Origin of the sequence: Haloferax mucosum ATCC BAA-1512, assembly GCF_000337815.1 — an archaeon.
Lineage (GTDB): Archaea > Halobacteriota > Halobacteria > Halobacteriales > Haloferacaceae > Haloferax > Haloferax mucosum.
In genome coordinates this window covers 150979-176138 of sequence record NZ_AOLN01000011.1, presented here as the reverse complement: position 1 = coordinate 176138, position 25160 = coordinate 150979, and the positions used below count along the sequence as shown (strand labels likewise).

Here is a 25160-nt window from a genome sequence, read left to right as displayed (position 1 = left end):
ACCCTCACGTTCGCACTCGGTTCCGATTTTCTCTTTATCTGTTTGTGAGCGCCCGCTCGGGAAGCTCCTTATGAGCGGAGCGAGTGTGTCTCGTATGAACGAACCGACGCCGAACCTCCGAGTGCTCACGGTCGTCGGCGACGAGCACCGCGAGCGACTCGAACGTCGTCTCTCTCCGCTGTCGGTCGAAACGATGTCGTCAGTCGCGGACGCGCGGCGACGACTCGGCGACGACACGATAGACTGTCTCGTCGTCGTGACCGACCGCTCAGAAGCTATCGAGCAACTCCACGGCGAGACTGCGGTGCCACTCGTTGCGGTCGTCCCCGAAACGGGGCAACTTTCGGACGCGGACGCACGCGACGCGGGTGCGTCCGACGTCGTTCCGGTCGTTGATTCGAACCTCTTCGAACGTCTTCCGGACCGGGTACAGAGCGCCGTCGCGTGGCGACGCCGCGGGACGGAAGCGGCCGACCGAATCACCGAGAACCTGAAAGAACAGGCGATGGACGAAGCGCCAGTCGGCATCACTATCGCCGATTGCTCGCTTCCGGACCGGCCGCTCGTCTACGTTAACGAGGCGTTCGAGTCGATGACCGGTTACTCTGAAGACGCGGCGCTGGGGCGGAACTGTCGCTATCTGCAAGGCCCGAAAACGGACCCCGAACAGGTCACAGCACTTCGGCGAGCCATCGATGCAGAGGAGTCTGCGTCCGTAGAACTCTTGAACTACCGCGAAGACGGCGAATCGTTCTGGAACCGGGTCGATGTTGCACCCTTGAGCGGCCCCGATGGCGAGGTAACGCACTACGTCGGATTCCAGACCGACATCACAGAGCGCGTCCGCGCGGAAGCGGCCGCAGAACAGTACGCCGCGCGGGTGGAAGAAGAACGCACCCGGCTCAGGACGCTCATCGACCACATCGAGGGACTTCTAGAGGACGTGACCGGCGCGCTCGTCAGAGCCGAGACGCGCCAGGAACTCGAAGCCGCCGTCTGCGGCCGAGTCGCTGAGACGGCACAGTTCGGTTGCGCGTGGGTCGGAAACTGCGACCTCTCGCCAGCGACAATCGTCCCGAACGAATGGGCCGGAATCGACGCGGAGTCGGTCGAACATATCGAAATCTCCCGCGACGACACCGACGACCCGACCGCTCGGGCCGTCCGAACGCGGTCCGTTCAGTCCGGGGCGGTCCCGGAGGGGCTGTCTGGCGACGACGCCCGATTCCCGTTCCTGTCGGCCATCGCGGTTCCGTTGGTTCACCGGGAGACACTCTACGGCGTTTTGACCGTCTACACGGCTATCGACGCGCTGGATGAGGAGGTGGCGGTCGTCCTCGGAACGCTCGGGAGGGCAGTCGGTGCGGCTATCGACGCCTTCGAGAGCCGTCGGTCGCTCCTCTCGGACGACGTACTCGAACTCGATGTAGACGTAAGCGACCCAACGCAACCGTTGGTTCGGCTCGCGGCCGCCGCCGAGTGCCAACTCACGTACGAAGGCGCGGTGCCGCACGACGACGGGACGCTCAGCCTGTTCGTTTCGACGGCGGAGGCGACCGACCTCGACGAAGTCGGAGTCGGAGTCGAATCCGACGGCATCGCTTCGATTTCACGGCTCCCCCGCGGAGACGACGTTGGACTGTACGATATCACGTTCACGCGGGGGTCGCTCGCGCACCTCGTCGCGGACGCGGGTGGCCGATTACTCGATCTCGATGCGGACACGAACGGCTGTCGGTTCACCGCCGTCGTCCCCGACCGAACGGTCGGACGAGCGTTACTCGACGACCTGAAGGCCGCGGCCGACGGCGTCGAACTCCGCGCCATCAAAGAGCGCTCGGCACCGCCGCAGACGCCTCGTGAGTTCGTCTCCGGCCTCAGCGCGGAACTCACCGATAGACAGCACACGGCGCTTCAACTCGCGTACCTCGGCGGCTTTTTCGAGTGGCCTCACGGCGTCACGGGCGACGAACTCGCCGAGTCGATGGACATCTCACGGGCGACGTTTCACCAGCATCTGCGGGCGGCCGAGCGAAAACTCGTCTCCGGGTTCTTCGAGACCCGTCTTACGTAGTCTCTCATCGTGAGTTCGTCGCATCGATTCTGAAATCCGACGAATTTCGCCGCGGCTGGCGGGCCAGACAGTAAAAGGTTAACACCCCAGACGAACAACCCCCGCCAAAGATGGCCGAAGACGTCAAGCCGACCCGCAAGAACTTGATGGCGATCGAGGATCGCATCGAACTCTCAGAGCGGGGCCACGACACGCTCGAACAGAAGCGTGACGGTCTCATCATGGAGTTCATGGACATCCTCGACCAGGCACAGGACGTGCGGGCGAACCTCAATCAGGACTACGAACACGCCCAGAACACCATCAACATGGCTCGCGCCATGGAAGGTGACGTGGCGGTTCGCGGCGCGGCGGCCGCGCTGAAGGAATTCCCGGAGATTACGACGCAGTCGAAAAACATCATGGGCGTCGTCGTCCCGCAGATCGAATCCTCACGCGTCAAAAAGACGCTCGACCAGCGTGGCTACGGACTTCTCGGGTCCTCCGCCCGCATCGATGAGGCCGCAGACGCCTACGAGGAACTCCTCGAATCCATCATCCTCGCCGCGGAAGTCGAGACGGCGATGAAGAAAATGCTCGAAGAGATCGAGACGACGAAGCGCCGCGTCAACGCGCTCGAATTCAAACTGCTCCCCGAACTGTACGAGAACCAGGAGTACATCGAGCAGAAACTCGAAGAACAAGAGCGAGAGGAGATTTTCCGTCTGAAGAAGATCAAGGCGAAGAAGGAAGAAGAAGAAAAGGAAGCGCGGGCGGCGGCCGAAGAGGCTAGCGCGTAACTTCCGCGACGGACGAAGCGTTCCGGGTATATCTATCGAGGGTCTCTCGGTCGGGGTACCGACCATTTTTCATCGTCGTACCGCGTAGTGGTCGCTATGTCCTGTCCCGACTGCGGCGGGGAGGAAGCCGTCTTTTCGGTTCCCGAACCGCTCGAAGAGTACACGCCGGAAGCGGCGCTGACGCTCGCGCTGTGTAGCGACTGTCTCCGCGTTCACCCGAGCGATAGCCACCCGACAGAAGATGCATCCCGACCTCTCGCGGGAGTCGTCCCGCTCGGTGACGGCGGTGCCGCGATTGCGGTGCTGGTGAGCCTGCTCGATTCGTTGGCGTTGAACCGGACCGGAATCGTAGATTGTGTGGAGTTCGCCGAACGGTCGGGTGTCGATGTCCAACTGACGCTCGGCCGACTGCAACGGGAGGCGACCGACCCACACTTCGACGTCGCTCAGCGGCAGGCGCAGTTAGAGTCGTTCCTCTAAGCCGTTCTCGTCGGGACACCGCTGTCTCCTCTTCTCGGTGAGACGCTACCTTCTCGCTATTGTTGTTACTCCTTTTCGCTATTGTCGTTACTGTCACTGACTCACGCTTGTGTGCGCGAAAACGCCGAGGAGGAGTCGTTTAGATGCCGGTCGAGTACCGGAGAATGCCCGCAATACCGCCGAACGCGTCGTAGAGCTGTTCGCCCTTCTCGAAGTCCGTACTGATGAACTTCGTCTCGGTGCCGCGCTGGTCTGCGAGGTCCATCAAGAACTCGATAACGTCTTCTCGTTCCTGCAGTTCGGCTTCCGAGCCGTCTTCGCACTCGTGTGTCGGCGTGTTGTGCCGGTGGTCGATGAGTTCGTGCTCCTCTTGTCCCCCACAGTCGAAGATGGCCACGTCCTTTCGGAGGTCCTCCGAGATGAGAAGGCGGTCTACCGACCCCATCACGAGGTTCTTGCGCGTCGCCTCGAACCCGTAGGTGGACTCGTTTCCGCGGTGGAGTTTCTCGAAGAACTCCTCCATCTGCTTTTTGTCCTTGATGACCTCTTGGTCGGCCAGCGCGTCCTGCCCGGCGTCAACGAGGTCGTACAGGCCGGACTCGTCCGTGTACGCCACGTCGAACTTCCCGACGACGAGGTCCTGCAGTTCGTGGTGGAGGTAGTCTCCATCGAGGAACTCGTCTTTCGTCGGCGAGGGACCGCCCACGAGGATGCCGTCCATATCGTGGCGTTGTGGGACGAACAGGTCGTTCGCCATGCCAGCAACTTCTTGATAGAAGTTGTCGATTGCTTCGAGGCGGAGACGGGCGAAACGCTGGGCGGACTGTCCACCTTTGCGCTGTTTCCCGGGAACGAGCGACGAGGCGCTCTTGACCGGCTCGACGCGTTTGCCTTTCAGCCACCCGACGTTGGCTTCGCGGCGGTCGAGGACGATGAGGCCGAACAGGCCCTTGTCCATGAGCATATCTTCGAGCGGCCCAGTGAGGAAATTCGAGTCGCAGTGGTACCGGAACGACTGAATCGGCTCTGGCGGACTTTCGAGTACCTTCGTGACCATATCGGTCTGGCCGCCACCGGAGTTGACCGCACCGGAGAACATGACGATACCGCGTTCTGGTGGGAAGGTGTCGTAGTAGCGGAGACGGTCTTTGATGCTCGTAAGCGCGTCTTGGACGTTCGTCCGCGTCTGCTTCGATTTAATGTTAGACGCTTCGCTGTGCTCTGTAATGACGTGTTCGACGACGTCAGATATCTGCTTGTCTTCGGGGATATAGATGGTGACGAGCTGAGTTCCTGAGCCTTCGTACTCTCTGAGGTCCTCGATGACCTTCTTGAATTCGTACTTCCGGCGGTCGTCGCTCGGCTCCTCGGCGTCGCTACTCATCACCCAACCTAGTCCGGCCAGCGGCTAAGTAACCTTTGACTGTGCACGCGGGACGATACCGCGAATCAACACCGAGAACGGTCGGCGAACATTTATGTGGCTGTCATGGGTGGACTTCGACGTTGGAATCATGGCACGGGTGTACGCAATTGCCAGCGCAAAAGGCGGGGTTGGAAAGACGACAACGACGGCCAACCTCGGGACCACCCTCTCGATGGCTGGTCACGATGTCGTCGTCGTTGACGGTGACCTCGGGATGCCGAATCTCGCTGGTGCCCTCGGCGTTGAGCCGGATGGGGCGACGCTCCACGACGTGCTCACCGGAGAGACGGCGGTCGAATCAGCTATCTACGAGGGACCAACGGGACTCTCGGTTCTTCCGGGGTCGGACGCGCTGGAGGCGTTCGCCCGCGCGAACGCGACGGAACTCGACCCAGTAATCTCGACGCTCAAAGAGAACCACGACATCGTCATCATCGACACGGGCGCGGGCCTCAGCGACGACACCTTCGTCCCGCTGAAGCTCTCTGACGAGGTCGTGTTGGTCTCGACGACGGAACGCGAGGCTCTCGGTGACACAGAAAAGACTCGACAACTCGCCGAACGAATCGGGGCCGAGATGGTCGGCGTCGTACTCACCAGAGTCAACCAGTCGAGTCCGAACGCCGACGTCGTCGCTTCGACTCTCGACGCCGGCGTCATCGCGGTCGTACCGGAGGACCCGGCCATCCGCGACGCACTCAGCACGCAGGTTCCGGTCGTCGCGCGCACACCCGACAGCATCGCGGCCGCGGGCTACCGGGCGCTCGCGGAGGCGCTCACGGGGAAACCGGTTCCGATTCCGGACCCGCCTGCGACGTCCGATTCGGAAGACGAGACGACTGATACGGAGCCAATTTCGGACGCCGAATCCGAGTCCACTGCACCCTCCGACTCCGACACGTCGGAAAACGCGTCAACTGAGTCGGTTGATCTGGACGCAAATTCGAAACCGGACACGGAAGCAACCCCTGACCCGGAAGCAGACGTGGGCGCGGACTCGGAGACGAACGCAGTAATCGACTCTGCGACTCCTCAAACTGACACCGAGTCGGCGACCACGCCAGACTCCGAATCCGAACCAGAGCCGAAACCGGAATCCGAGTCGGAACTCGAACCAGAGTCGGAACTCGAATCGCCTCCCGAGCAGATGGCAGACTCGGTCCCTGAACCAGAGTCGGCACCGTCTCGTTCTGAACCGGCATCTGACGCCATTCCCGACGCGGGTTCGCTCCCGACTGAGACGCTGGCAGAGTCGGCTCCCGATTCAAACGCCCCTGACGCCGAAGGGGACACCACCAAAGCCGACACCACTGACACCGACGACGCCGTCGATACCACCGATACAGACGATATCGCCGGCTCGATTCCGTTCTCCAGCGGCGAACCGACCGAGCCGGCCGAGCCGTCGCCGGCGCACGAACGCGAGTCAGATTCGGCTATCGGCGTCTCGACCGGAGAAAAAGAACTGCCGGACACCGACCCCGCGAACGCGTCCGACGCCGACGTCGCCTCGGATGTCGAGGAGACCGTTGACCCGCTGGCCGCTGACGTCGCCGACGAGTCGCCCGCCTCGGATGTCGGCGATGACCCACTCGCCGCGGACGACCCGCTCGCGGCAGATGCCTCGCTGATGGCCGAAGACGACGCTTCGGCGCTCGGAACCGACGAGACGCTCGTCAGTGACGACCCGTTGGCCGCCGACATCGACGGGGACACGAGTGAATCCCCCGCCGACGAGTCGCCCGCCTCAGATATCGACCCCCGGCGAGACGACCAGCTGGCCGATAGGACGGTCGTCGAAACCGGTGCCGACGCACCTACTGACGATGTGGACGACGCGCCGCCAATCGAGGACGCACCGGACACCACGGACGAACCGCTGGTCGCCGAGGCAGAACCGAGTCCCGACGAAGACGAACACGCGGACGACGACACCCCCAAAGCGGACGCCAACGGCGACGAAGAAGGCGTCTACACCACCTCGCTCGTCGAAGAGGTCGATTCGTTCGACGACGAGGAACGCGACGAAAAGAAGAAGGGATTCTTCAGTCGGTTCCTCGGCTAAACGGGAAGGCCTTTTACTCGCGTCTGCGGAAAGCCCCCTATGGCAGAATCTGAGTCCGTCCCATTTTGGTGGATCGTGTTGTTCCTAGTCCTCGCACTCGGCGGCGGTGCCGCCGCAGTCCTCTCTACCGGCGGGTCGCTCATCTCCGGCACCGTGGTACTACCGGTCGTATTCTAACGCGAAAAAGACGTTTTAGCCCGCAGTCACATCGACTCGGGCGCTTCGATGCCGATGATGGAGAGCGTGTTCGCAACCGCGTTCCGCGACGCTTTGACGAGTGCAAGCCGTGCGGCACCGACGTCTTCGTCGGCGTCGAGCACGGGGCACTCGCGGTAGAAGGTGTTGAACACTTCCGCGAGTTCGCGGGCGAACGTCGCAATCGTGTGGGGTTCGAGGTCGTCAGCCGCGGCTTCGACGACCGCGGGGAACCGCGCAATCGTCCGGAGCAGGTCGCGCTCGGCGTCGGTCGTGAGCACCGCGGGGTCGATTTCGCTGGCGTCGAGTCCGGCGGTGGTCGCCTCGTCGATGATGCCGCAACAGCGGGCGTGGACGTACTGGATGTACGGCGCGGACTGCGCCTCGAAGTTGAGCGCCTGGTCCCACTCGAAGGTAATCGTCTTCGTCGGCTGTTTCGAGACGATGTCGTAGCGAACCGCGCCGATACCAACCTGTCGGGCGATGCGTTCGATGTCGTCTTCGTCAAGGTCGTCGTCGCGGGTGCGACCTTCGAGGCGCACCTCGACTTCGTCGCGGGCGCGCGAGATAGCCTCATCGAGGAGGTCGTCGAGCATGACGCCCGTCCCTTTGCGGGTGGACATCGTCTCGCCGCCGGGGAGGTTGACCCACGAGTAGATGACGTTTTCGAGCTTTTCAGTGTCGTTTCCGAGGAGGTCGAGCGCGGCGCGGAGTTGACCGGCCTGTAGCTTGTGGTCCTCGCCGAGGACGGTCACGGCGCGATCGTAGTTGTCGAACTTCCACTCGTGGTGAGCCAGGTCGCGCGTCGTGTACAGCGAGGTGTCGTCCGACCGGAGGAAGACGAGGTTCTTTTCGAAGCCGTAGTCGTCGAGTTCGAGTTGCCACGCGTCTTCCTCGTAGACCGCGTTTTCGGTCTCCTTGAGGCGTTCTGCGAGGTCGCGGGTGCTCCCGTCGAACATGAAGCGCGTCTCTTTGACGAACTCGTCGAACTCCGCGGGAAGGCGCTGGAGGCACTCGCGCATGCCGCCGAGCACTTGATCGACGACGGTCTCGACGCGGGCGTACGTCTCCTCGTCGCCCGCTTCGATGCCCTGCAGAATTTCGGTGATCTCCTCTTCGGCGGCCTCGACTTCCTCGGGGTCGGCCGATTCGAGGAAGGCGTTGCCTTTGCGGTAGTAGCGAACCAAGTCGTACTCGACGCGTTCGCGCTCGGGTTCGCCGTCGAGGTCAGCCTCGTCGAACGCCTCGTAGGCCCACGTGAAGACGGCCATCTGGCGACCGGCGTCGTTCACGTAGTAGTGGCGGTCAACGTCGTTGCCGGCGAAATCCAGTAGGTTGGCGACGGCGTCGCCGATGACGGGGTTCCGGGTGCGGCCGACGTGAACCGGCCCGGTCGGGTTCGCGCTCGTGTGCTCGACGACGACGCTGTCGCCGGTCGAAGGGAGGCGACCGTACTCGACGTCGTCGGCCGCGGCTTTGAGCGTGTCGTCGTAGTACGCATCGTTCACGTGGAAGTTGACGTACGGACCTTGGGTATCGACCGCGTCGAGGTAGTCGTAACCCTCGACTGACACCGCTTCGGCGATGTCAACTGCAATCTTCGGCGGCGCGGCGCCGACGACGCCCGCCAGTCGGAAGGCGACGCTGGAGGCGAGCGTTGCGGGTACGTCCTCCGGCGGTTCCTCGACCCCGAGGTCGTCGGTGGGGAGGTCGAGCGACGAGAGCGCCGCAGAGAGCGCCGTCTCGACCTCCTCGCGGAACTGTCTGAACATGTACGCGGTTTCTCGGCAGGCGGCTAAAGGCCTTTCCGAAGCGTCCGGACGGGCTGACCCGTGTTCGACTGAACGTCCGTCTCCCCATTTCGGACCGTCCAATGGGGTTCGACCGAAACGTCCGCGACGTGGTGTCGCCGACTGATGCCTTACTAGTTAGGTAATAGTAGTATATTGTAAGCGGTCCACATTCAAATCAAGGCAGTTCGACCTGCCACCCACCCACCATGAGTCAATGCAACCACTGCGATGCGTTCGTATCGAGTAACTTCGTCCGCGTCTTCGGCGACCACGAAGGACGCGTCTACGCGTGTCCAAGTTGCTCGGCGAATGCGGGTATCTCACAAGTGAGCACAGAGCGGAGGGCTTCGACCCTCTGAATTAGCCCTTCCCTCGCGGGACAGCCCACTCCCGCCGTTTCCTTCTCCCGCTCCACCCCTCTTGCCCACCATTCCCACCATTCTACCAGCTCAGCCCACCATTCCCACTAACCTCACCGCAGTTTTCCAACCCAGCCTAATCCGGCCTCGCTCAGTCCAGCTCAGTTCAACCCTCCTGACCGACGGACTTACCCGTGCCCGATTGAAAGAGGGGATACGCGATTCAGTCGGCTCTATCTCCGAACCATCTCATTTATGAGGTGAATCTCAGTTACGATACGCTTATGGGACGAGCGTTCGAAGCGTGACGTATGTCAGAATCGGCAGTCGCCGCGACGGTCGGGTACGACGAGTTGGCCACCCTCAAACTCGTCGCGCTCGACGGCGGCCGGTCCGGTCCGGTCAAAGTCTCTTGTTCCGGCCTCGCTGACCGGCTCGACGTCTCCAATCAGACGGCGTCGCGCCGCCTTCAACGCCTCGAAGAGACCGACTTCATCGACCGCGAAGTCGTCGCCGACGGGCAGTGGATAACCATCACCGACGCCGGCGAGTCGGCGCTTCGCCGCGAGTACGCGGACTACCGTCGCATCTTCGAGACGCCCTCGGTCGTCGTCCTCGAAGGTGAGGTGACCGGCGGGATGGGCGAAGGCCGCCACTACATCTCGCTTCCGGGCTACATGGAGCAGTTCACCGAACGACTCGGCTACGAACCGTTTCCCGGCACGCTGAACGTCACGCTCGACGACGACGCCGTTCGAACCCGCGCGGGAATGTCCGCTCTCGATGCGGTCCCGATAGACGGGTGGGAAGACGACGAACGAACCTTTGGCCCGGCTACGTGCTATGCGGCCGTCATCGAAGCCGGCGACGCGTCCTACGACCCCGTACACATCATCGTTCCCGAGCGAACCCACCACGACGAGTCGCAACTGGAGATTATCGCACCGGAGAAACTCCGTGACGAACTCGACCTCGCAGACGGGGATACGATTACGGTGCGCGTCGAGGAGGCAGAGTTCGAATGAGTCGCTCCGCGGAAACCGACCGCGGCGCCGTTTCGCGCGTCCTCGACGCGTTCCGCGCGGGCGACCCGGTACTTATCCACGACTTCGACGACCGCGAGGGGGAGACGGATATCGTCTATCCGGCCGGTGCAGTTCGCCCCGCAGACGTGGCTCGGATGCGAAACGACGCCGGTGGACTCGTCTGCGTCGCCCTGCCAAGTGACGTCGCTGAGACGCTCTCGCTCCCGTTCATGGACGACGTCCTCGACCATCCGGCGGCCACTTCGCAGGACCTCGCGTACGACTCCCGCTCGTCGTTTTCCTTCACGGTGAACCACCGCGACTCGTTTACTGGTATCACCGACAGCGACCGCGCGATGACCATCTCCCGGCTCGCACCCGTCGCAGAAGCGACTCGCGCCGGCGAGTACGACGCCGCCGACTTCGGCGGCGAGTTCCGCGCGCCCGGGCACGTCCACCTGCTCCGCGGTGCGCCGAACTTGCTCGAAGACCGGCAGGGACACACCGAACTCGGGCTTGCGCTCGCCGACGAGGCGTCGCTTCCACCTGCCGTCGTCGTCTGCGAGATGCTCGACGACGAGTCCGGCGCGGCGCTCTCGAAGTCGGCCGCCCGCGACTACGCCGCCAGACACGACCTCGCGTTCGTCGATGGCGACCTGCTCCTCGACGGTCTCGTCTGAGTCGCCGGTTTAGTCCGTTTTCAGTGCTGTTATCGACGCTATTGTCGTTTCGGCTGTTGTTTCCACTATCGCCGTTGTCACTGTTGTCACCGCAGTTCACTGCTGTTCGTCGCGCCACGACCACTCCGGCTCCCAGCCGAGACGCCGTTTTGCTTTCGCCGTCGAGACCAGCGACTCGTGGCCTGAAAGCGACGCTCGAACGTCGGCGTCAGGGTACACTTCGCGTGCGAGCGTCGCGGATTCGACCGTCGTAGACGTGTCCGATGCGGCCGCCCAAAACACGTCGTGGCCCTCATAGTCCGCTTCGAGTGCCCGCCGAATCAGTCTCGCCGCGTCCTCGCGGCCGAGATACGAAAAGAGCGTATTTCGCGCCGTGTGGAAAAATCCGGCCGCTTCGAGCCCGGACAGCGACCGGTCCTGTTCGGCGAACGTCACCGTCGCTTCCTCCTGGCTCGGCATCCACGGGAACCGAAGACTGGCGGTCGTCGTCGGCGCGTCGTCTCGTCGCGCGAATCCCGCCGCGGTTTCTTCGGCGATGTACTTTCCGAGTCCGTAGGGGTTCGACGGCGTCTCCCTGTGGGCTTCGTCAACCGGAAGATAGTCGATTCGCGCGGGGTCGGGTTCGAAACTGCCGCCGATGGCGCTCATACTCGACGCGATGACGACGGTGTCGATGTCGAGTGCGGCCGCCGCTTCGAGGACGACGTACGTCGATTGGACGTTGCTCTCGAAGACGCGGTGTCCCGGGTCGTGGTCGGGCGTCGAGATGGTTCCGAGGTGGACGATGGCGTCGGCATCGACCGAACTGAGCGTCCCCACGAGGTCGCCCGCGTCCAAGGCGCTGACCCGGTAGTCGTGGTCGGCAACTGACGATTCACTGTGGCGACTGAGGTTCGTCACCTCGTAACCGTTCGCCCGGAGGTGGGCGATAACCGTCGGTCCGAGTCGGCCGGTTCCGCCCGTGACGGCAACAGATTCGAGAGCCATAGGCGGATATGGCGGCGAGCAAACAAAATCGTCGGGGCCGTCGTGGCCGGTTCGTCATGATTTTAGAGGGGGGCCTCCGAAGGCCAGTACATGGGATTCGACGATATGGACGTGTCCACGATTTGGATGAACGGCGAATACGTGGACTGGGACGACGCGCAAATTCACGTCCTCACACACGGACTTCACTACGGTACGGGTATTTTCGAGGGCGTTCGCGCCTACGACACCGACCACGGCCCGGCCATCTTCCGCTGGGAAGAACACCTCGAACGGCTCTACAACTCGGCGAAGCCGTACGACATGGACATCGAGTACTCGCCCGAAGAACTCACCGAGGCGACGCTTGAAGTCGTCCGACGTAACGACCTCGATGGCTGTTACATCCGTCCAATTGCTTACTACGGCTACGACTCGCTCGGCGTTAGCCCGCAGGACAACCCGACGGACGTCGCAATCGCCGCGTGGCCGTGGGGCGCGTACCTCGGCGACGAAGCGCTCGAAAACGGCGTTGACGTGATGGTCTCGTCGTGGCGCAAGCACGCCTCCAGCCAGATTCCGACGAACGCGAAGACGACCGGCCTGTACGTCAACTCACTTCTCGCCGGTGAGGAAGCGCGCCGCAACGGCTACGTCGAAGCAATCGTCCTGAACAAGGAGGGCAACGTCGCCGAAGGCCCCGGCGAGAACATCTTCATGGTCCGCGACGGAAAGCTCTACACGCCCGGACTCTCCCAGAGCATCCTCGACGGTATCACCCGCGACACCGTCATCACGCTCGCCCGCGAGCGCGGCTACGAAGTCGATGACAGCGCCGTCATCAGCCGCGGCGAACTCCACACCGCAGACGAACTGTTCTTCACCGGTAGCGCCGCCGAAGTGACGCCCATCCGGAAGGTTGACAACGTCGTCATCGGCGAGGGAACGCGCGGTCCTATCACCGAAGAACTCCAGACCGCCTTCTTCGACCTCGTGGAGCGTCGTACCGACGACCACGAAGAGTGGTTCACCTACGTCGAAGAGCAGTAATCCAGTCGCACACCGACTTTTTCACGCCGACACGGGATACCGCGATAGCAACGGGTGACAGATGACGACCTCGACGAGCGCCGGCTATTCGTTCGTAACTTGCCCGTCGGTCGATTCTTCGGTCACTTCGATATCGTACTCATCGACGCCTTCCTGTTCGGCGAATCCGGCCGAAAGGACACGCGTAAGGGCTTCTTCGACCTTCTCGCCGGTCTCCTCGATATCGTCGGGGTCAACTTCCATGACGAACCCGGTGGTGATGTTCGGCGCGGTCGGCATGAAGATGATTTCCCTGCCATCGGCGGTCTTCTTGCCGGTCTTGAACGCGGTCATTCGAATCCCCGGCCACGTTTCGAGACGGACGGGTTTCTGGAGGTCTTCGGTACCGGTAAGTGCAGTTTCGACCGCGAGTTTCGACGCGTTGTAGACGATTCGAACGAGCGGGACCTTGTTCATTGCCGCGTCGATGCCGGATTCGAGCACGCGGCCGACGGTGGTTCGCATGAGATAGCCCACCGACAGGACGAGAAGGAGGAAGATGATGATGGCGACGACGAAACCGAATACATCGGAGTAGGTATTGTACGTCCCGTTGAATTTGAGCAACTTCGTCACATAGGGGATCTTGATGATACTATTGTAGAAAATCGTGAGAATGTACAGAATGACGATGAGCGGGACGAGGACCACAAGACCGCTGGCGAAGTCGCGTCTCCACGAGGACATTGATATTCGGTACGTGAACCCGAGGGGTTAAGGGAATTTCTAGTACGCACGTGGTGTGGCGTCGCAGTGACTCCCCCCGATTTGGCTAGCTTAGATTCCGACGACGGCGCGGAGTGCGAACAACAGATTCTCTTTGCGCTCGCGGACCCGACGGTAGAAGTACTGGAACCACTTTCCGCCGTAGGGGGCGTACTGCCAGACTTCGACGCCGTCGGCGGCGAGTTTTCGCTGGGCGTCCTCGCGCACGCCCATGAGCATCTGTATCTCGTAGTCGCGGTCGTACTCCGCGCTGAGTTCGCGCGCGTATTCTATCATCTTCGGGTCGTGACTTCCGACGGCGATGTCGCCTTCGTACTCCCGGAAGAGGTACTCCAAGAGTTCCTTGTACACCTCGTCAACCTTCGATTTCTCCTTGTGCGCGATAGACGCGGGTTCGTCGTACGCACCCTTGACGAGGCGAATCTTCCCCGGCACGTCGGCGAGTCGCTTCAGGTCGTCGGGGGTTCGCTTCAGGTTCGCCTGCACGCACAGACCCATGCCGCCTTCGAACTCGCGGGCGACCTCCTCGAAGGCGTCGAGCGTCACGTCGGTCGTCTCGTGGTCCTCCATATCGCACCAAAGGAAGACGCCGTGTTCGTCGGCCGCCGCCGCGATTCGGCGATAGTTCTCGACGAATACGTCGTCGCCGACGTCGAGACCAATCTGCGACGGCTTCACCGAGACACAGGCGTCGAGGTCCGACGACGCGATGTCTTCGACCAACTGGACGTACGTATCGGCGTCCTCGTCGGCCGGGCCGCGCTCGTGGTAGTGCTCCCCGAGGAGATTCAGAATAACTGCCACGCCATCGTCGTTCATCTGGCGCGCGTGGTCGAGTGCCCCTGCCGCGGCCTCTCCCGCGACAAATTTGCTCGCAATGGGCGGAATCATGACGAAAGATAACGACCGTCCGGTATTCAGAGTTATCATCCCCGGCGCACCGTAATCGGACGACGACGCCGCCCCGGTCCGAAACGAACCGTCGGGACTTACATTCCTCCCCTCGGACGGATTCGTATGGTCGTCTCTCTCATCGCTACCGCCTTCTGGACGATGTTACCTGCGTATGTGCCGAACAACGCCGCCGTCCTCGCCGGTGGCGGCCGCCCCATCGACGGCGGCCGAACGTGGGGTGGTCGGCGCGTCCTCGGAGACGGGAAAACGTGGCGCGGAACCGCCGCCGGGACCCTCGTCGGCACGCTTCTCGCGCTCGGTCTCAACGCCGTCGAACCGACGCTCTCGGGCGCGGTGGGCACGGACCTCCCGACGTTCCCGGTCGCCGCCGGATTCGGTCTCGCCTTCGGCGCGATGCTCGGCGATATCGGCGCGTCGTTTCTGAAGCGTCGAACGGGCCGCGAACGTGGTGCCGCGTTCCCCGGTCTCGACCAACTCGACTTCGTCGTCGGCGCGCTCGTACTCGCGTACGTCGCCGCCCCGGAATGGTTCGCTGCGACGTTCACGCTCCCCGTCCTCGCGGTCGTGATCGTGATGACGCCGATTTTGCACGTCGTCACCAACGTCGCCGCCTACACCCTCGGGTTCAAAAACGAACCGTGGTAGTCGGGTCTCGGAGTCGCTCGCGGGAGGGCCTCGACAGTCGCTCCCGCGGCGCTGGGTCGAACCAACCCGCTTAAGCGCCCCGCTGAATCCTATCGAAACAAGATGGCGAACACAGAACTCATCGAGGCGCTTCGTGACGCCGACGCGGTCCAGTTCGGCGAATTCGAACTCTCCCACGGCGGTACGAGCAACTACTACGTTGATAAATACCTCTTCGAGACCGACCCGCGATGTCTGAAGCTCATCGCCGAAGCGTTCGCAGAACGCGTCGAAGGCGACGAGAAACTCGCCGGCGTCGCACTCGGTGCCGTCCCGCTCGTGGCCGCGACGGCAGTCGAGACTGAGAAGCCCTACGTCATCGCCCGAAAGAAGGCCAAAGAGTACGGCACGGCGAAGCGAATCGAAGGCGCACTCGAAGACGGCGAACACGTCGTCGTTCTCGAAGACATTGCGACGACCGGCCAAAGCGCCGTTGACGCCGTGGAGGCGCTCCGCGACGCCGGCGCAGTCGTCGACCGCGTTATCGTCGTCGTTGACCGCCAAGAGGGCGCAGAAGAACTGCTCGCCGACCACGACATCGAACTTCAGTCGCTTCTCACGGCCGAGGACCTGCTCGCCGACGCCGACAGCTAATACACGCTTGTGACTAATTCGCGCACCATATACAATCGAAGTATTCATTTTTGTGCAAGTACGAAGGCGAAGGCATGAACAGAGCAGAGAAGGCCGCACTCCAGTTGCAGGCCGTTTCCGTGCTCCGGATGCTCAAAGAGACCCGGACGTACGACGAACTGGCCGAACTCACTGGTCTCCCGGCCGGCGACCTCAACCGCTACGTCAACGGGCACGTTCTCCCCGGTGTCGAACGCGCCCGCGAGGTCGTCGAAGGTGTCGGACGCGACGCGCTCGCTGACGAGCTTGAGGCTCGCGTCCGCTTCGACGACGAGGGCTACGTCGATAACTCCGGCGTCGTCTTCGACCAGTCGTTCCTCGACCTCGTCGCGCCCGTCGCGGCGAACACGCTGAACTTCGAACGTCCGGACGTTATTTTGACCGCGGCGACCGACGGTATCACTCTCGGTGCCGCGATGGCGAGTTACTTCGGTGCGCGTCTCGCGTACGCGAAGAAATCTAAAGAGACCGCAGTCGAGGACTTCATCGAGTCGCGTCAGCGGCTCGCTTCGGGTATCGAACTGACCTACTACCTCCCCGCGAGCGCAATCGACGCCGGCGAGCGCGTGCTCGTCGTTGACGACCTCATCCGCTCCGGCGAGACACAGGAACTCCTCTTGGACATCGCCCTGCAAGGCGACGCAAACATCGCTGGCGTCTTCGCACTCATCGCCGTCGGCGACGAGGGAACGAACCGCGCCCGCGAACTCACAGATGCGCCGGTCGGTGCACTCAGCGTCTTCGAATAACCGCGTCGTTTCGGAATCGCGGACGAACGTTCTGCTGGCCGTGTTTCGGTGTCGCCGTTTACGCCACCACCATCGTGATTTTCAGACAACAATTATTCGATTATTTCTACATATCTGTTGACAAAAATAGTCACTTATATGTTGGTCGGTTCTCTCGAATCACTCGTTTAATACACATTCGTGTATATTCTCACCGACTGGATGGTAATCCTTATGTGTGCAATACGGGGTATGCTTAGTCGTGCATCATGGGGCTATCTGAAACCCTCGCAAACTACTTCGACGTGCATAATCACGGGTCCACAGTCAGGACCGAGGTTCTCGCGGGCATCACGACGTTCTTGACCATGTCGTACATCGTCGTGGTCAACCCGTCGATTCTCGCGGAGAATCCGAATATCCCCGGCACCGATGGCATCGGCATCCCCGGGTACTCGTTTGGCGAGGTACAGGCGATGCTCGTCGTCGTCACGCTCCTCGCGGCCGCGATTGCGACGCTCACGATGGCGTTCTACGCCAACCGACCGTTCGGGCAGGCCCCCGGACTCGGGTTGAACGCCTTCTTCGCGTTCACGGTCGTCGGCGCGCTCGGCGTCCCGTGGCAGACGGCGCTCGCCGCCGTGTTCGTCGAAGGGCTTCTCTTTATCCTCCTCACCGCTATCGGGGCACGTGAGGCGATTATCAAAATCTTCCCGCAACCCGTCAAGATGGCCGTCGGAACCGGTATCGGGTTGTTCTTGGCTATCATCGGTCTGCAAGGGATGGGAATCGTCGTGGACGACACGGCGACGCTCGTTACGCTCGGCAATCTCGCGTCGAACCCGGTTGCTATCGTCGCCGTCGTCGGTCTCTTTGCGACGCTTATTCTGTACGCCGCGGACGTCCCGGGCTCGATTCTGCTCGGTATCGCGCTGACGACCGTGCTCGGCTGGGTGCTGACGCAGTTCGGTATCGTTGCGCCCGATGCGGGCCTCGTTGTGGCGGCCGGGACGACATCGGTCTCCCTTCCTGCCCTCGGGGCAGTTGACCTCGTCATCCCCGGTACGGGGTCGGCCGTAACTTACGACATCACACCGCTTGCGGGCGCGTTCGTCTCCGGATTCAGTAATATCGAGGCGTTCAGTTTCGCCCTCATCGTCTTCACGTTCTTCTTCGTTGATTTCTTCGACACCGCCGGCACGCTCGTCGGCGTCGGGCAGGTCGCTGGCTTCCTCGACGACAACGGTGACCTCCCGGACATCGACAAACCGCTCATGGCCGACGCCGTCGGCACCACCGCGGGCGCGGCACTCGGGACGTCAACTGTCACGACCTACATCGAGTCCGCAGCGGGCGTCGAAGAGGGCGGTCGAACCGGTCTCACGGCGCTCGTCGTCGCGCTTCTCTTCCTCGCCTCGCTGGCGCTCGTTCCGCTCGCAACCGCCGTTCCGCTGTACGCGTCGCACATCGCACTCGTCGTCATCGGCGTCGTGATGCTCCAGAACGTCGTTGACATCGCGTGGGACGACATCACCCACACCATCCCGGCCGGGATGACCATTCTCGTCATGCCCTTTACGTACTCCATCGCCTACGGAATCGCGTCGGGCATCATCTCGTACCCGCTCGTGAAGGTCGCCGCCGGCGAATACGACGACGTGAGTGCGGGCCAGTGGGCGCTCGCCGTCGCCTTCCTCATCTACTTCGTCGTCCGAACCTCCGGAATGCTTCAAGCGCAGGTCTGATTCCGCGCGGCGGGGGTTCGGCGTCCCGATTTTTCCTCGGGCGCGGAACGATTCACAAAGTATTGAACGAAGACTTCGCAGTATCCGAGTAGCATGTCTCTTTCACGTAATCGGCTCGCCGTCCGTGGGGCCGTTTTGCTCCTCATCGTCGGCCTTCTCACGCCGTCTGCGGTCTCCGCTCTGACGTACGACCCTGCAGAACAGACGAATTTAGCACCGGGAACCGTCAGTAGTCCGGCCAACGGTTCGACCATCGTGAGCGTCCAAGGGTACACGTTCCAAGGAAATACGAATCCCAAGAAGCCCGCCCGCGTCGTCTCCGTCGGTGAACACGGGACCCTCCAGTGGACGTACAACGACTCCGTCGGCGGCAGTGCGTGGTTCTTCGACGCCGACCCGCTCTCGAACGGAAATCTCCTCGTTTCGTCGCCGCGTGGCGGTGACACCGTCGTCTTCGAACTGAACCCGGAAACCCAAGAACGCGTCTGGGAACACCGATTCGACATGGAAGACACCCACGACGTTGACGCCTTCGGCGAGGACAGACTCCTCATCGCCAACATGCGAGAGTGGAACGACTCCGCGGACGAAAGCGACGACCGAATCGTCGTCTACAACCGGACGAGCGGGGAGATAACGTGGGAGTGGTACTTCAAGAACCACTACCCCGCCGACACCGACGGCGGCTACAACGCCGACTGGAGCCACGTCAACGACGTTGACTACATCGGTCACGGGCGACTCCTCCTCTCGCCGCGGAACTTCGACCAAGCGGTCATCATCGACATGGAGACGAAAGCGGTCATCGACCGCCTCGGTGCCGACGACGACTACGGTGTCCTGAACGAACAGCACAACCCAGATTGGCTGACGAGCGACAACGGCACGCCCACACTGCTCGTCGCCGACAGCGGGAACAACCGCGTCGTCGAGTACGCAAGAGAAGACGGTGAGTGGGTTCGAACGTGGTCGGTCGGGTCGAACACGCTCAACTGGCCGCGCGATGCAGACCGGCTCCCCAACGGGAACACTCTCGTCGTCGATACGCTCAACCATCGCGTGATAGAGATTACGCCGACCGGCGAGGTCGTCTGGGAGTACTACGCGACGTGGGGACCGTACGACGCCGAGCGCGTCGCCTACGAAGACGAATCGTCCGGCCCGACGATTCGTGACCTGAACGCGAGCGGCACCTACCCGATTACTGGTAGTTCGAACATGACTGCCGGTGCAGGCGGGCGCTTCGGCTTCGTCAACGAGGTCCAGTCAACGTTCGCTGGAACACCGCTCGAAGAGTCGATGAACGGAATCTCGACTCGATTAGCTCACTTCCTGCCGTGGCTCCGCCCGGTTTGGATGACGCCGTGGGACCTCTTTTGGGCTGTCTGCGCCGGTTGTGTGGGGCTCGTCTCTACCGGCGGCGAACTCTTCGTAGCGCGACACCGGATTCTCGACGGGCTTCGGCGGTTGCTCGGCGAGTAGCGGGTGCCGACCTCTCTATTTTCTCGCCCCCTTTCGGAGCAATGTACTGCTACCGCACAAGACCACGGCACTCATAATCCGTGCATCCGTACGACCGACCGATGTCTGACCTCATCCTCTACGAACTGGACGGCTGTCCGTACTGCGCCAAGGTGAAGACCAAACTCGACGAACTCGACCTCGAATACGAGTCGAGGATAGTCCCTCGCGCGCACGCCGAGCGAACCGAAGTCGAAGAAATCAGCGGACAGACCGGTGTACCCGTCCTCGTAGACGAAGAACACGGTATCGAAGGCATGCCCGAAAGCGACGATATCGTCGAATATCTCGAAACGACCTACGGCTCGGCCGCGTAACTCCCCTTTCAATTCTGTCGTCGGCCTCCGCGCGGTGACCAACGACCGACACGGCTGACGATTGAGATTGACGGCGACAGTTGACGGCTAACGATTGACGACCGACAACCGACAGCTGGCGATTGACAACTGACGGCCGACGATTGACGACCCACGACCGTCTGGTCGAATCGCTCCCGTGGGGCACAGAACGATCTAAAAACCGGGGGTTCCCCGTCGTTAGATTTCGGCGGGGTCGCGGGTCCGCTCACGAATCAGGTCGCGGATTTCGTCCGGGTCGTCGATTGCGGCGAGTTCCTCGCAACTGACGATACCGGTCCCGTCAACCGACTCGCGCTTCTGTTTTTCTTTGACGAAGTACACCGAGCGAGTCTGCGTAATCTCCCCGAGCGAGGACATGATTTGGGCTCGCTTTTCCGCGCTCCGGGTGAACGACGAGTGGCCCGTCAAGACGTTCGATTTCCGTCGGCGACCGGCGTCTTCGCTCACGGCTTTGAACGGGGCGCGAGCGGTCGGGTGAACGGTGAACCCCGCCTCGGTGAGTACCGACAGGACGTGTTCGTCGTCGGGGTCAACGTCCGGGTCTTCCGGCGTCGGTTCGGCGTCTCGAACGTCTTCGGCACCTTCGAGGACATCGACCGGGTTCGAAAAGGGCCGATCGAACAGCTCTTCGAGGTGAATTGCGACCTCGATACTCGCGTTCATGCCGCTTTCGTACTTCGAGACGGTTCGCCGCGAGACGCCGAGTTCGGTTGCGAGTTGTCCGAGACTCCACCCGCGTTCTTTTCGCTCTTCGGCGAGGATGTCGCCGTCGAGACTGACGTACAGGCCGCCGGGTGCGGCGTAGATGAGCGGGGGAACTTCCTCGACGAACATGTCCATCGCGGTGTCCGGATTCAACACCGGCACACCGTGACGGAAGTAGACGACTCCGGGTTTGAGGTCCTCGTCTCGCGTTCGAAGCCCGACGACGAGCGGCGTCGCGTCGAGATACGAACCCAACCGCCGCATTTCAGAGCCGGTAATGCCGTCGAACGCGTCGATATTCCCCAGTATTTTGAGGAGCAACAGGTCCTCACCTCTGCGGGCGGCGAGGTCGAAGCTCTTCGGCCGGATGGCGATGCGGTCGCTCACGACAAAGCCCGCGTCTTGGAGCATCGCGGCGACGTTACCAACCAGCGCTGACCGGGACATAGGGGGCAATAAGCGATTCGGCCCATAAAGCGTTTTCCCCGCGTATCGCCGCCCTCACCGACATCTCTCCGTTCTTCGGGGCGTATTTATATAGTCGTATCCGACCCGAAAGGCGTTACTTCGTCGTCCGGTAACCTCCGTCGATGACGGTTATCGGCCTCGACGACACCGACTCCCGGACGCTCGGGATGTGTACGACGTACCTTGCGACCCTCGTCGCCGAGGCTATCGAATCGTACGGCGGAACCGTCGAGCGACGACTGCTCGTTCGACTGAATCCGGCCGTCGAACACAAGACGCGCGGGAACGCGGCACTGGCGATTCACACCGACCTCCCCGCCGGAACTGCGTTCGACCTCGCGTGTGACGAACTCGACCGTTGGGCGGTCGTTGACGACGAGCGGACCAGTCCGGGACTGGTCGTCGCGCCGGGGTCTCCCGACACTGTCTCGTCCGCCGTCGCCGACTTCGCCCGCGACGCTGTCCGCGACTTTCACGACATCGACGACGCGGTTACACTCGCCGAGAACTCCGGATTCCTGACCGACGGCTGGCACGGTGGTCGCGGCCGAATCGGCGCGCTCGCCGCTGTGGGCGCGTGGGCCGCCTTCGACGAGTGGACGTACGAACACATCTCGTACCGCGAGTTCCACCGGTGCGGGACGCCCCGAGACGTTGACTTCGATTCCGTCTTCGAGGCCGCGGACGTCGGCTATCCCGAGGTGTGGGATACTGTTGACCGCGAAGAGGGCGAAGCGGTCTGCGTTCCCAACGCACCCGGTCCGATTCTTCACGGCATTCGTGGCGACGACTATCGCACTGTCCGCGAAGTTGCCGCAAGAATCGATTCTGAGCCGGTAGACCGTGCTGCGACGTTCCTCACGAATCAAGGAACCGACGCACATCTCCGGGACGGAACGCTCGGCAACGTCAGAGACGGTCGTGCGTACCGCGTCACAGGGACCGTCGCCTCGGCACCCGAGACGCGGACCGGCGGGCACGTCTTTTTTGCGCTCGAAGCGGACGGCGCGACGGCTACGATGGCCGCCTTCGAGCCGACCAAACGGTTTCGAAACCGGGTTCGAGCGCTCCGAGTCGGCGACGAGCTTACAGTCTGCGGCGAAATCTCCGACGGAACGCTCAAACTGGAGAAATTCGCAGTCCGAAGTCTGGTCCGGACAGAACCGGCGACGCCTCTCTGTCCAGACTGTGGTCGGACGATGAAAAGCGCCGGTCGAAACCAAGGCTATCGGTGTCGTGAGTGCGGAACTGACGCGCCCGGGAAAATCAAGCGTCCAGTCGAACGGGACCTCGAACTCGGGTGGTACGAAGTCCCGCCGTGTGCGCGACGTCACATCGCAAAACCGCTCGTTCGTGGCGGCTTCGACGCGGCGACGCATCCGGAGCGGTAAGTCGGGGCGCTCCGTCGCGGCTCTCACTTGGACCGCACGACCAGTATATTCGTGTTCTCTCTGCGGTCAACGAACGAACTTCCGGCCGGCGGTTTCACGTCTACAACGAGCGTCCCGTCCTCGCGGTTCGCGCCGAGGTCAACATCGACATTTATACTCACCGTCCCGTCGCCGCCCGTCTTCTCGGCTTCGACCGTTTCGACGTCTGCCGTCCCCGATTTCACGATAACTGTCGCGCCCTCGACAGGGTTCCCTTTATGATCAACGACGGTGAAATCGAGGTCCTGCGCACCGGGACCGACTACGTCCGGCGACGGTTTCACGTCGAGTTCTGAGGTGGCGAGTCCCTGCACGCCGGAGAGCATGTTGAGCATGACGCTCATACTGGCGACGCCGACGACGAGCGCGACGACGAGTCGCACTGGGAGTCCTTCGATGGCTCGCGTGTCTGACCGAAACGTATCGAACATACCCCGTCTGGCCGCGGATTCGTATATAAACCCTCGTCCGGAGGTTCAAGTCACAGTACGGGACAACCCCGGCGTATGCACATCATCGGTCGCGCGTCGGACGAGCCTGGCCCAGTCTGTCACCTCGGAAACTACCGCGCCCGCGACGGCAGTGACGGCGCACCCGTCAGCCTTGACGTGAACAGTCCCCACGCGGCCGTCGTCGTCGGCAAACGCGGGAGCGGGAAATCTCACACACTCGGCGTCGTCGCCGAAGGGCTGGCTCAGGCCGAGGGTGTTGCACCGGTCGTCGTGGACCCAATGGGCGTCTTCGGCGGTCTCGAAGACGCACCGGCAGACGGGACGGTCCACGAGTCGCCGACAGTACGGGCTGATGCGCTCCCGCCGAGCGCGTGGCCCGAACTGCTCGGTCTCGACCCGACTGGTCCGGTTGGGTCGCTCGTCTGGCGACTCGCGGCCGACGAAGACTCGCTCGCCGATATGCTCGCGGCTGTCGAAGACGCTGACGCCGCTTCCGAAACCCGTCGGGCCGCGACGAACCATCTCGTACTCGCCGACTCGTGGGGTGTGTTTTCTGAAGATGGTTTGTCTCCGGAATCGCTCTGCGGGCCTACTCCGGACGTGCTCGACCTCTCGGGAATGGGTGAAACGCCGGCAAACGCAGTTGTTCGCGTCGTCGCACGCGGTCTGTACGATGTCCGAGTTGCGGACGCGGTAGCCAGGCTCCCGTGGGTGCTCGTCGATGAGGCTCACGCTTTCGTCAGCGGCGGTGACGACGGGCCGCGGGCGGCAGGCTCAGGTAACGAACCAGCTGGCGTCGCCGAACCGGCGCTTCGAACTATTCTCACGCGTGGGCGCGCACCGGGTGTCGGTCTCGTGTTGGCGACACAGCGACCATCTGCGCTTCCGGGGGTGGCCGTCTCGCAGGCCGACCTCCGAATCGTTCATCGCCTCACTGCCGGGCCGGACGTGTCGGCGATGGCCGCCGCCGACCCGACGTACTTCGACGAATCGCTCACCGCTCGACTGCCCCGAGAGCGAGGATGCGCGCTCGTCGTTGACGACACGACCGAATCGGTTCACGACGTCCGGGTTCGCCTTCGACAGACCCCCGACAGAGGCTCGACACCAGTTGCTGTCGCCCCCGACGACGCTTCCGAAACCATGGAGTAGCCACTCCGGGTCGGGGTTGGTATGGACCGTTCGGAACTGGCGCTCGTCGCCGCTGGTGGCTTTCTCGGCGCGATGCTCCGCTACGGCGTCTCGCTCGTCGTTCCCGGCGCAGGGGGAACGCTCACGGCGAACGTCGTCGGAAGCTTCGTACTCGGGACGTTCATCACCAGCGTCTCCTCGCGGCGCGCGCAGTTGCTCTTCGGCACTGGAATGCTCTCGTCGTTTACGACCTACAGCACCTTCGCCGTGCAGACGGCATCGCTGTCGATGCTGGGCGGCGTGGCCAACGTCGGCGCGAACTACACACTCGGATTCGTGGCCGCGGCCGCTGGCCTCGCGGTCGGGAGGCGACGATGAGCCTCTCACTCGTCTCTGCGGTGCTCGTCGGCGTCGGTGGCACGGTTGGCGCACTCTCACGACATCTCGTAGACCAGCAACTCGTCGGGAAATGGAGCACGGTAACGGTGAACGTGCTCGGAAGTATCGCACTCGGATTCATCGTCAGCGTTCCCTTCGGGGACGCGGTGGCGGCATTGGCTGGAACCGGTTTCTGCGGTGCGTTTACGACGTTTTCGTCGTTTGCTGTGGGCGTCGCCGAACTCCTCGACGCCGGCGACTATCGGACTGCCGCCCGGTACGCGTTCGGGACGCTGTTGGCGGCGTTGGTCGGTGTGGCGATTGGTGGGGTGATGGGCGGTCTCGTCGGGTAAC

The 25160-nt window shown here is 62.6% G+C and carries 26 protein-coding genes; 19 read left to right on the top strand and 7 right to left on the bottom strand.

Annotation, left to right across the window (positions count from 1 at the left end):
* Nucleotides 1–94 precede the first annotated feature (94 nt).
* The 3 genes from C440_RS07640 (at nucleotide 95) to C440_RS07630 (ending at nucleotide 3333) form a co-directional block, all read left to right on the top strand.
* On the top strand, nucleotides 95–2074 hold the full coding sequence (locus C440_RS07640) for a bacterio-opsin activator domain-containing protein (RefSeq protein WP_008319778.1): 1980 nt from the start codon (nucleotides 95–97) through the stop codon (nucleotides 2072–2074).
* A 110-nt stretch (nucleotides 2075–2184) separates the two neighbouring features.
* A complete protein-coding gene (locus C440_RS07635) occupies nucleotides 2185–2853 on the top strand; it encodes a V-type ATP synthase subunit D (RefSeq protein ID WP_008319777.1) in 669 nt (222 codons plus the stop codon).
* Nucleotides 2854–2949: 96 nt separating this feature from the next.
* Nucleotides 2950–3333 (top strand): DUF6276 family protein, encoded by a 384-nt coding sequence (locus C440_RS07630; RefSeq protein WP_008319776.1) that lies wholly within the window; start codon nucleotides 2950–2952, stop codon nucleotides 3331–3333.
* A gap of 139 nt (nucleotides 3334–3472) precedes the next feature.
* Here C440_RS07630 and prf1 read toward each other — a convergent pair whose 3' ends face one another.
* Complete coding sequence (gene prf1 / locus C440_RS07625; RefSeq protein ID WP_008319775.1) at nucleotides 3473–4717, bottom strand: peptide chain release factor aRF-1; 1245 nt, start codon at nucleotides 4715–4717, stop codon at nucleotides 3473–3475.
* A 130-nt stretch (nucleotides 4718–4847) separates the two neighbouring features.
* Between prf1 and minD the strand changes: the two genes are divergently transcribed.
* Together minD and C440_RS17720 are read left to right on the top strand one after the other, a co-directional pair.
* Entirely contained in the window at nucleotides 4848–6824 is a 1977-nt protein-coding gene (gene minD, locus C440_RS07620) for a cell division ATPase MinD (RefSeq protein ID WP_049915607.1), read from the top strand.
* Nucleotides 6825–6863: 39 nt separating this feature from the next.
* Complete coding sequence (locus C440_RS17720; RefSeq protein WP_008319773.1) at nucleotides 6864–7001, top strand: hypothetical protein; 138 nt, start codon at nucleotides 6864–6866, stop codon at nucleotides 6999–7001.
* Nucleotides 7002–7027: 26 nt separating this feature from the next.
* Here the strand turns inward: C440_RS17720 and argS are convergent, their stop codons facing one another.
* Nucleotides 7028–8791, bottom strand: a complete 1764-nt coding sequence (gene argS / locus C440_RS07615; protein ID WP_008319772.1) for an arginine--tRNA ligase — start codon at nucleotides 8789–8791, stop codon at nucleotides 7028–7030.
* A 227-nt stretch (nucleotides 8792–9018) separates the two neighbouring features.
* Between argS and C440_RS18265 the strand changes: the two genes are divergently transcribed.
* The 3 genes from C440_RS18265 (at nucleotide 9019) to ribB (ending at nucleotide 10876) form a co-directional block, all read left to right on the top strand.
* On the top strand, nucleotides 9019–9171 hold the full coding sequence (locus tag C440_RS18265) for a DUF7563 family protein (RefSeq protein ID WP_449404595.1): 153 nt from the start codon (nucleotides 9019–9021) through the stop codon (nucleotides 9169–9171).
* 311 nt (nucleotides 9172–9482) lie between these two features.
* Nucleotides 9483–10196: a DUF120 domain-containing protein gene (locus C440_RS07610; RefSeq protein WP_008319771.1), complete on the top strand. Its 714-nt coding sequence runs from the start codon at nucleotides 9483–9485 to the stop codon at nucleotides 10194–10196.
* Nucleotides 10193–10876 (top strand): 3,4-dihydroxy-2-butanone-4-phosphate synthase, encoded by a 684-nt coding sequence (ribB, locus tag C440_RS07605; RefSeq protein ID WP_008319770.1) that lies wholly within the window; start codon nucleotides 10193–10195, stop codon nucleotides 10874–10876. Before C440_RS07610 ends, ribB begins: the two co-directional genes overlap by 4 nt.
* A gap of 96 nt (nucleotides 10877–10972) precedes the next feature.
* On the opposite strand, the gene C440_RS07600 is transcribed toward ribB, so the two are convergent.
* Nucleotides 10973–11863, bottom strand: coding sequence for an NAD-dependent epimerase/dehydratase family protein (locus C440_RS07600; protein WP_008319769.1), 891 nt, complete (start codon nucleotides 11861–11863; stop codon nucleotides 10973–10975).
* 90 nt (nucleotides 11864–11953) lie between these two features.
* Here C440_RS07600 and C440_RS07595 point away from each other — a divergent pair, with 90 nt between their 5' ends.
* A complete protein-coding gene (locus C440_RS07595; protein ID WP_008319768.1) occupies nucleotides 11954–12892 on the top strand; it encodes a branched-chain amino acid transaminase in 939 nt (312 codons plus the stop codon).
* 84 nt (nucleotides 12893–12976) lie between these two features.
* Here C440_RS07595 and C440_RS07590 read toward each other — a convergent pair whose 3' ends face one another.
* Both C440_RS07590 and C440_RS07585 read right to left on the bottom strand, forming a co-directional pair.
* Entirely contained in the window at nucleotides 12977–13618 is a 642-nt protein-coding gene (locus C440_RS07590; RefSeq protein ID WP_008319767.1) for a DUF502 domain-containing protein, read from the bottom strand.
* A 90-nt stretch (nucleotides 13619–13708) separates the two neighbouring features.
* Nucleotides 13709–14548 (bottom strand): proline dehydrogenase family protein, encoded by an 840-nt coding sequence (locus tag C440_RS07585; protein WP_008319766.1) that lies wholly within the window; start codon nucleotides 14546–14548, stop codon nucleotides 13709–13711.
* A 126-nt stretch (nucleotides 14549–14674) separates the two neighbouring features.
* Here C440_RS07585 and C440_RS07580 point away from each other — a divergent pair, with 126 nt between their 5' ends.
* The 6 genes from C440_RS07580 (at nucleotide 14675) to C440_RS07555 (ending at nucleotide 20200) form a co-directional block, all read left to right on the top strand.
* On the top strand, nucleotides 14675–15217 hold the full coding sequence (locus C440_RS07580; protein WP_008319765.1) for a CDP-2,3-bis-(O-geranylgeranyl)-sn-glycerol synthase: 543 nt from the start codon (nucleotides 14675–14677) through the stop codon (nucleotides 15215–15217).
* 102 nt (nucleotides 15218–15319) lie between these two features.
* Nucleotides 15320–15850 carry an orotate phosphoribosyltransferase gene (gene pyrE, locus C440_RS07575; RefSeq protein WP_008319763.1) on the top strand — a complete coding sequence of 177 codons (531 nt, stop codon included), beginning with the start codon at nucleotides 15320–15322 and terminating at the stop codon, nucleotides 15848–15850.
* A 74-nt stretch (nucleotides 15851–15924) separates the two neighbouring features.
* Nucleotides 15925–16638 carry a phosphoribosyltransferase family protein gene (locus C440_RS07570; protein WP_008319762.1) on the top strand — a complete coding sequence of 238 codons (714 nt, stop codon included), beginning with the start codon at nucleotides 15925–15927 and terminating at the stop codon, nucleotides 16636–16638.
* A 248-nt stretch (nucleotides 16639–16886) separates the two neighbouring features.
* On the top strand, nucleotides 16887–18362 hold the full coding sequence (locus C440_RS07565) for an NCS2 family permease (protein ID WP_008319761.1): 1476 nt from the start codon (nucleotides 16887–16889) through the stop codon (nucleotides 18360–18362).
* Nucleotides 18363–18455: 93 nt separating this feature from the next.
* Entirely contained in the window at nucleotides 18456–19844 is a 1389-nt protein-coding gene (locus C440_RS07560; protein WP_008319760.1) for an aryl-sulfate sulfotransferase, read from the top strand.
* A gap of 101 nt (nucleotides 19845–19945) precedes the next feature.
* Nucleotides 19946–20200: a glutathione S-transferase N-terminal domain-containing protein gene (locus tag C440_RS07555; protein WP_008319759.1), complete on the top strand. Its 255-nt coding sequence runs from the start codon at nucleotides 19946–19948 to the stop codon at nucleotides 20198–20200.
* A gap of 219 nt (nucleotides 20201–20419) precedes the next feature.
* On the opposite strand, the gene C440_RS07550 is transcribed toward C440_RS07555, so the two are convergent.
* Nucleotides 20420–21394 (bottom strand): transcriptional regulator, encoded by a 975-nt coding sequence (locus C440_RS07550; protein ID WP_008319758.1) that lies wholly within the window; start codon nucleotides 21392–21394, stop codon nucleotides 20420–20422.
* A 143-nt stretch (nucleotides 21395–21537) separates the two neighbouring features.
* On the opposite strand from C440_RS07550, the gene C440_RS07545 reads away from it, so the two are divergent.
* A complete protein-coding gene (locus C440_RS07545) occupies nucleotides 21538–22806 on the top strand; it encodes a tRNA(Ile)(2)-agmatinylcytidine synthase (protein WP_008319757.1) in 1269 nt (422 codons plus the stop codon).
* Between the two features lie 23 nt (nucleotides 22807–22829).
* Here the strand turns inward: C440_RS07545 and C440_RS07540 are convergent, their stop codons facing one another.
* The gene (locus C440_RS07540; protein ID WP_008319756.1) at nucleotides 22830–23276 is read right to left on the bottom strand and encodes a DUF7382 domain-containing protein; all 447 of its coding nucleotides are present in this window, start codon (nucleotides 23274–23276) and stop codon (nucleotides 22830–22832) included.
* Between the two features lie 75 nt (nucleotides 23277–23351).
* Here C440_RS07540 and C440_RS07535 point away from each other — a divergent pair, with 75 nt between their 5' ends.
* From C440_RS07535 to C440_RS07525, 3 genes are read left to right on the top strand one after another with little or no spacing between them, the layout of a single operon-like run.
* A complete protein-coding gene (locus C440_RS07535; RefSeq protein ID WP_008319755.1) occupies nucleotides 23352–24449 on the top strand; it encodes an ATP-binding protein in 1098 nt (365 codons plus the stop codon).
* A gap of 21 nt (nucleotides 24450–24470) precedes the next feature.
* Nucleotides 24471–24806 carry a CrcB family protein gene (locus tag C440_RS07530; RefSeq protein WP_008319754.1) on the top strand — a complete coding sequence of 112 codons (336 nt, stop codon included), beginning with the start codon at nucleotides 24471–24473 and terminating at the stop codon, nucleotides 24804–24806.
* Entirely contained in the window at nucleotides 24803–25159 is a 357-nt protein-coding gene (locus C440_RS07525; RefSeq protein WP_008319752.1) for a fluoride efflux transporter FluC, read from the top strand. The genes C440_RS07530 and C440_RS07525 overlap by 4 nt, the downstream gene beginning before the upstream one ends.
* Nucleotide 25160 lies beyond the last annotated feature (1 nt).

What these genes read in the sequence shown, in the direction of transcription:
- C440_RS07595 (WP_008319768.1), top strand. Translation starts at nt 11,954, where the DNA reads ATGGGATTCGACGATATGGACGTGTCCACGATTTGGATGAACGGCGAA.
- minD (WP_049915607.1), top strand. Translation starts at nt 4,848, where the DNA reads ATGGCACGGGTGTACGCAATTGCCAGCGCAAAAGGCGGGGTTGGAAAG.
- ribB (WP_008319770.1), top strand. Translation starts at nt 10,193, where the DNA reads ATGAGTCGCTCCGCGGAAACCGACCGCGGCGCCGTTTCGCGCGTCCTC.
- C440_RS07600 (WP_008319769.1), bottom strand. Translation starts at nt 11,863, where the DNA reads ATGGCTCTCGAATCTGTTGCCGTCACGGGCGGAACCGGCCGACTCGGA.
- C440_RS07545 (WP_008319757.1), top strand. Translation starts at nt 21,538, where the DNA reads ATGACGGTTATCGGCCTCGACGACACCGACTCCCGGACGCTCGGGATG.
- C440_RS07530 (WP_008319754.1), top strand. Translation starts at nt 24,471, where the DNA reads ATGGACCGTTCGGAACTGGCGCTCGTCGCCGCTGGTGGCTTTCTCGGC.
- C440_RS07570 (WP_008319762.1), top strand. Translation starts at nt 15,925, where the DNA reads ATGAACAGAGCAGAGAAGGCCGCACTCCAGTTGCAGGCCGTTTCCGTG.
- C440_RS07610 (WP_008319771.1), top strand. Translation starts at nt 9,483, where the DNA reads ATGTCAGAATCGGCAGTCGCCGCGACGGTCGGGTACGACGAGTTGGCC.
- C440_RS07635 (WP_008319777.1), top strand. Translation starts at nt 2,185, where the DNA reads ATGGCCGAAGACGTCAAGCCGACCCGCAAGAACTTGATGGCGATCGAG.
- C440_RS07585 (WP_008319766.1), bottom strand. Translation starts at nt 14,548, where the DNA reads ATGATTCCGCCCATTGCGAGCAAATTTGTCGCGGGAGAGGCCGCGGCA.
- C440_RS18265 (WP_449404595.1), top strand. Translation starts at nt 9,019, where the DNA reads ATGAGTCAATGCAACCACTGCGATGCGTTCGTATCGAGTAACTTCGTC.
- C440_RS07640 (WP_008319778.1), top strand. Translation starts at nt 95, where the DNA reads ATGAACGAACCGACGCCGAACCTCCGAGTGCTCACGGTCGTCGGCGAC.
- C440_RS07630 (WP_008319776.1), top strand. Translation starts at nt 2,950, where the DNA reads ATGTCCTGTCCCGACTGCGGCGGGGAGGAAGCCGTCTTTTCGGTTCCC.
- C440_RS07550 (WP_008319758.1), bottom strand. Translation starts at nt 21,394, where the DNA reads ATGTCCCGGTCAGCGCTGGTTGGTAACGTCGCCGCGATGCTCCAAGAC.
- pyrE (WP_008319763.1), top strand. Translation starts at nt 15,320, where the DNA reads ATGGCGAACACAGAACTCATCGAGGCGCTTCGTGACGCCGACGCGGTC.
- prf1 (WP_008319775.1), bottom strand. Translation starts at nt 4,717, where the DNA reads ATGAGTAGCGACGCCGAGGAGCCGAGCGACGACCGCCGGAAGTACGAA.
- C440_RS07565 (WP_008319761.1), top strand. Translation starts at nt 16,887, where the DNA reads ATGGGGCTATCTGAAACCCTCGCAAACTACTTCGACGTGCATAATCAC.
- C440_RS07525 (WP_008319752.1), top strand. Translation starts at nt 24,803, where the DNA reads ATGAGCCTCTCACTCGTCTCTGCGGTGCTCGTCGGCGTCGGTGGCACG.
- C440_RS07590 (WP_008319767.1), bottom strand. Translation starts at nt 13,618, where the DNA reads ATGTCCTCGTGGAGACGCGACTTCGCCAGCGGTCTTGTGGTCCTCGTC.
- C440_RS07540 (WP_008319756.1), bottom strand. Translation starts at nt 23,276, where the DNA reads ATGTTCGATACGTTTCGGTCAGACACGCGAGCCATCGAAGGACTCCCA.
- C440_RS07535 (WP_008319755.1), top strand. Translation starts at nt 23,352, where the DNA reads ATGCACATCATCGGTCGCGCGTCGGACGAGCCTGGCCCAGTCTGTCAC.
- C440_RS17720 (WP_008319773.1), top strand. Translation starts at nt 6,864, where the DNA reads ATGGCAGAATCTGAGTCCGTCCCATTTTGGTGGATCGTGTTGTTCCTA.
- C440_RS07580 (WP_008319765.1), top strand. Translation starts at nt 14,675, where the DNA reads ATGGTCGTCTCTCTCATCGCTACCGCCTTCTGGACGATGTTACCTGCG.
- argS (WP_008319772.1), bottom strand. Translation starts at nt 8,791, where the DNA reads ATGTTCAGACAGTTCCGCGAGGAGGTCGAGACGGCGCTCTCTGCGGCG.
- C440_RS07560 (WP_008319760.1), top strand. Translation starts at nt 18,456, where the DNA reads ATGTCTCTTTCACGTAATCGGCTCGCCGTCCGTGGGGCCGTTTTGCTC.
- C440_RS07555 (WP_008319759.1), top strand. Translation starts at nt 19,946, where the DNA reads ATGTCTGACCTCATCCTCTACGAACTGGACGGCTGTCCGTACTGCGCC.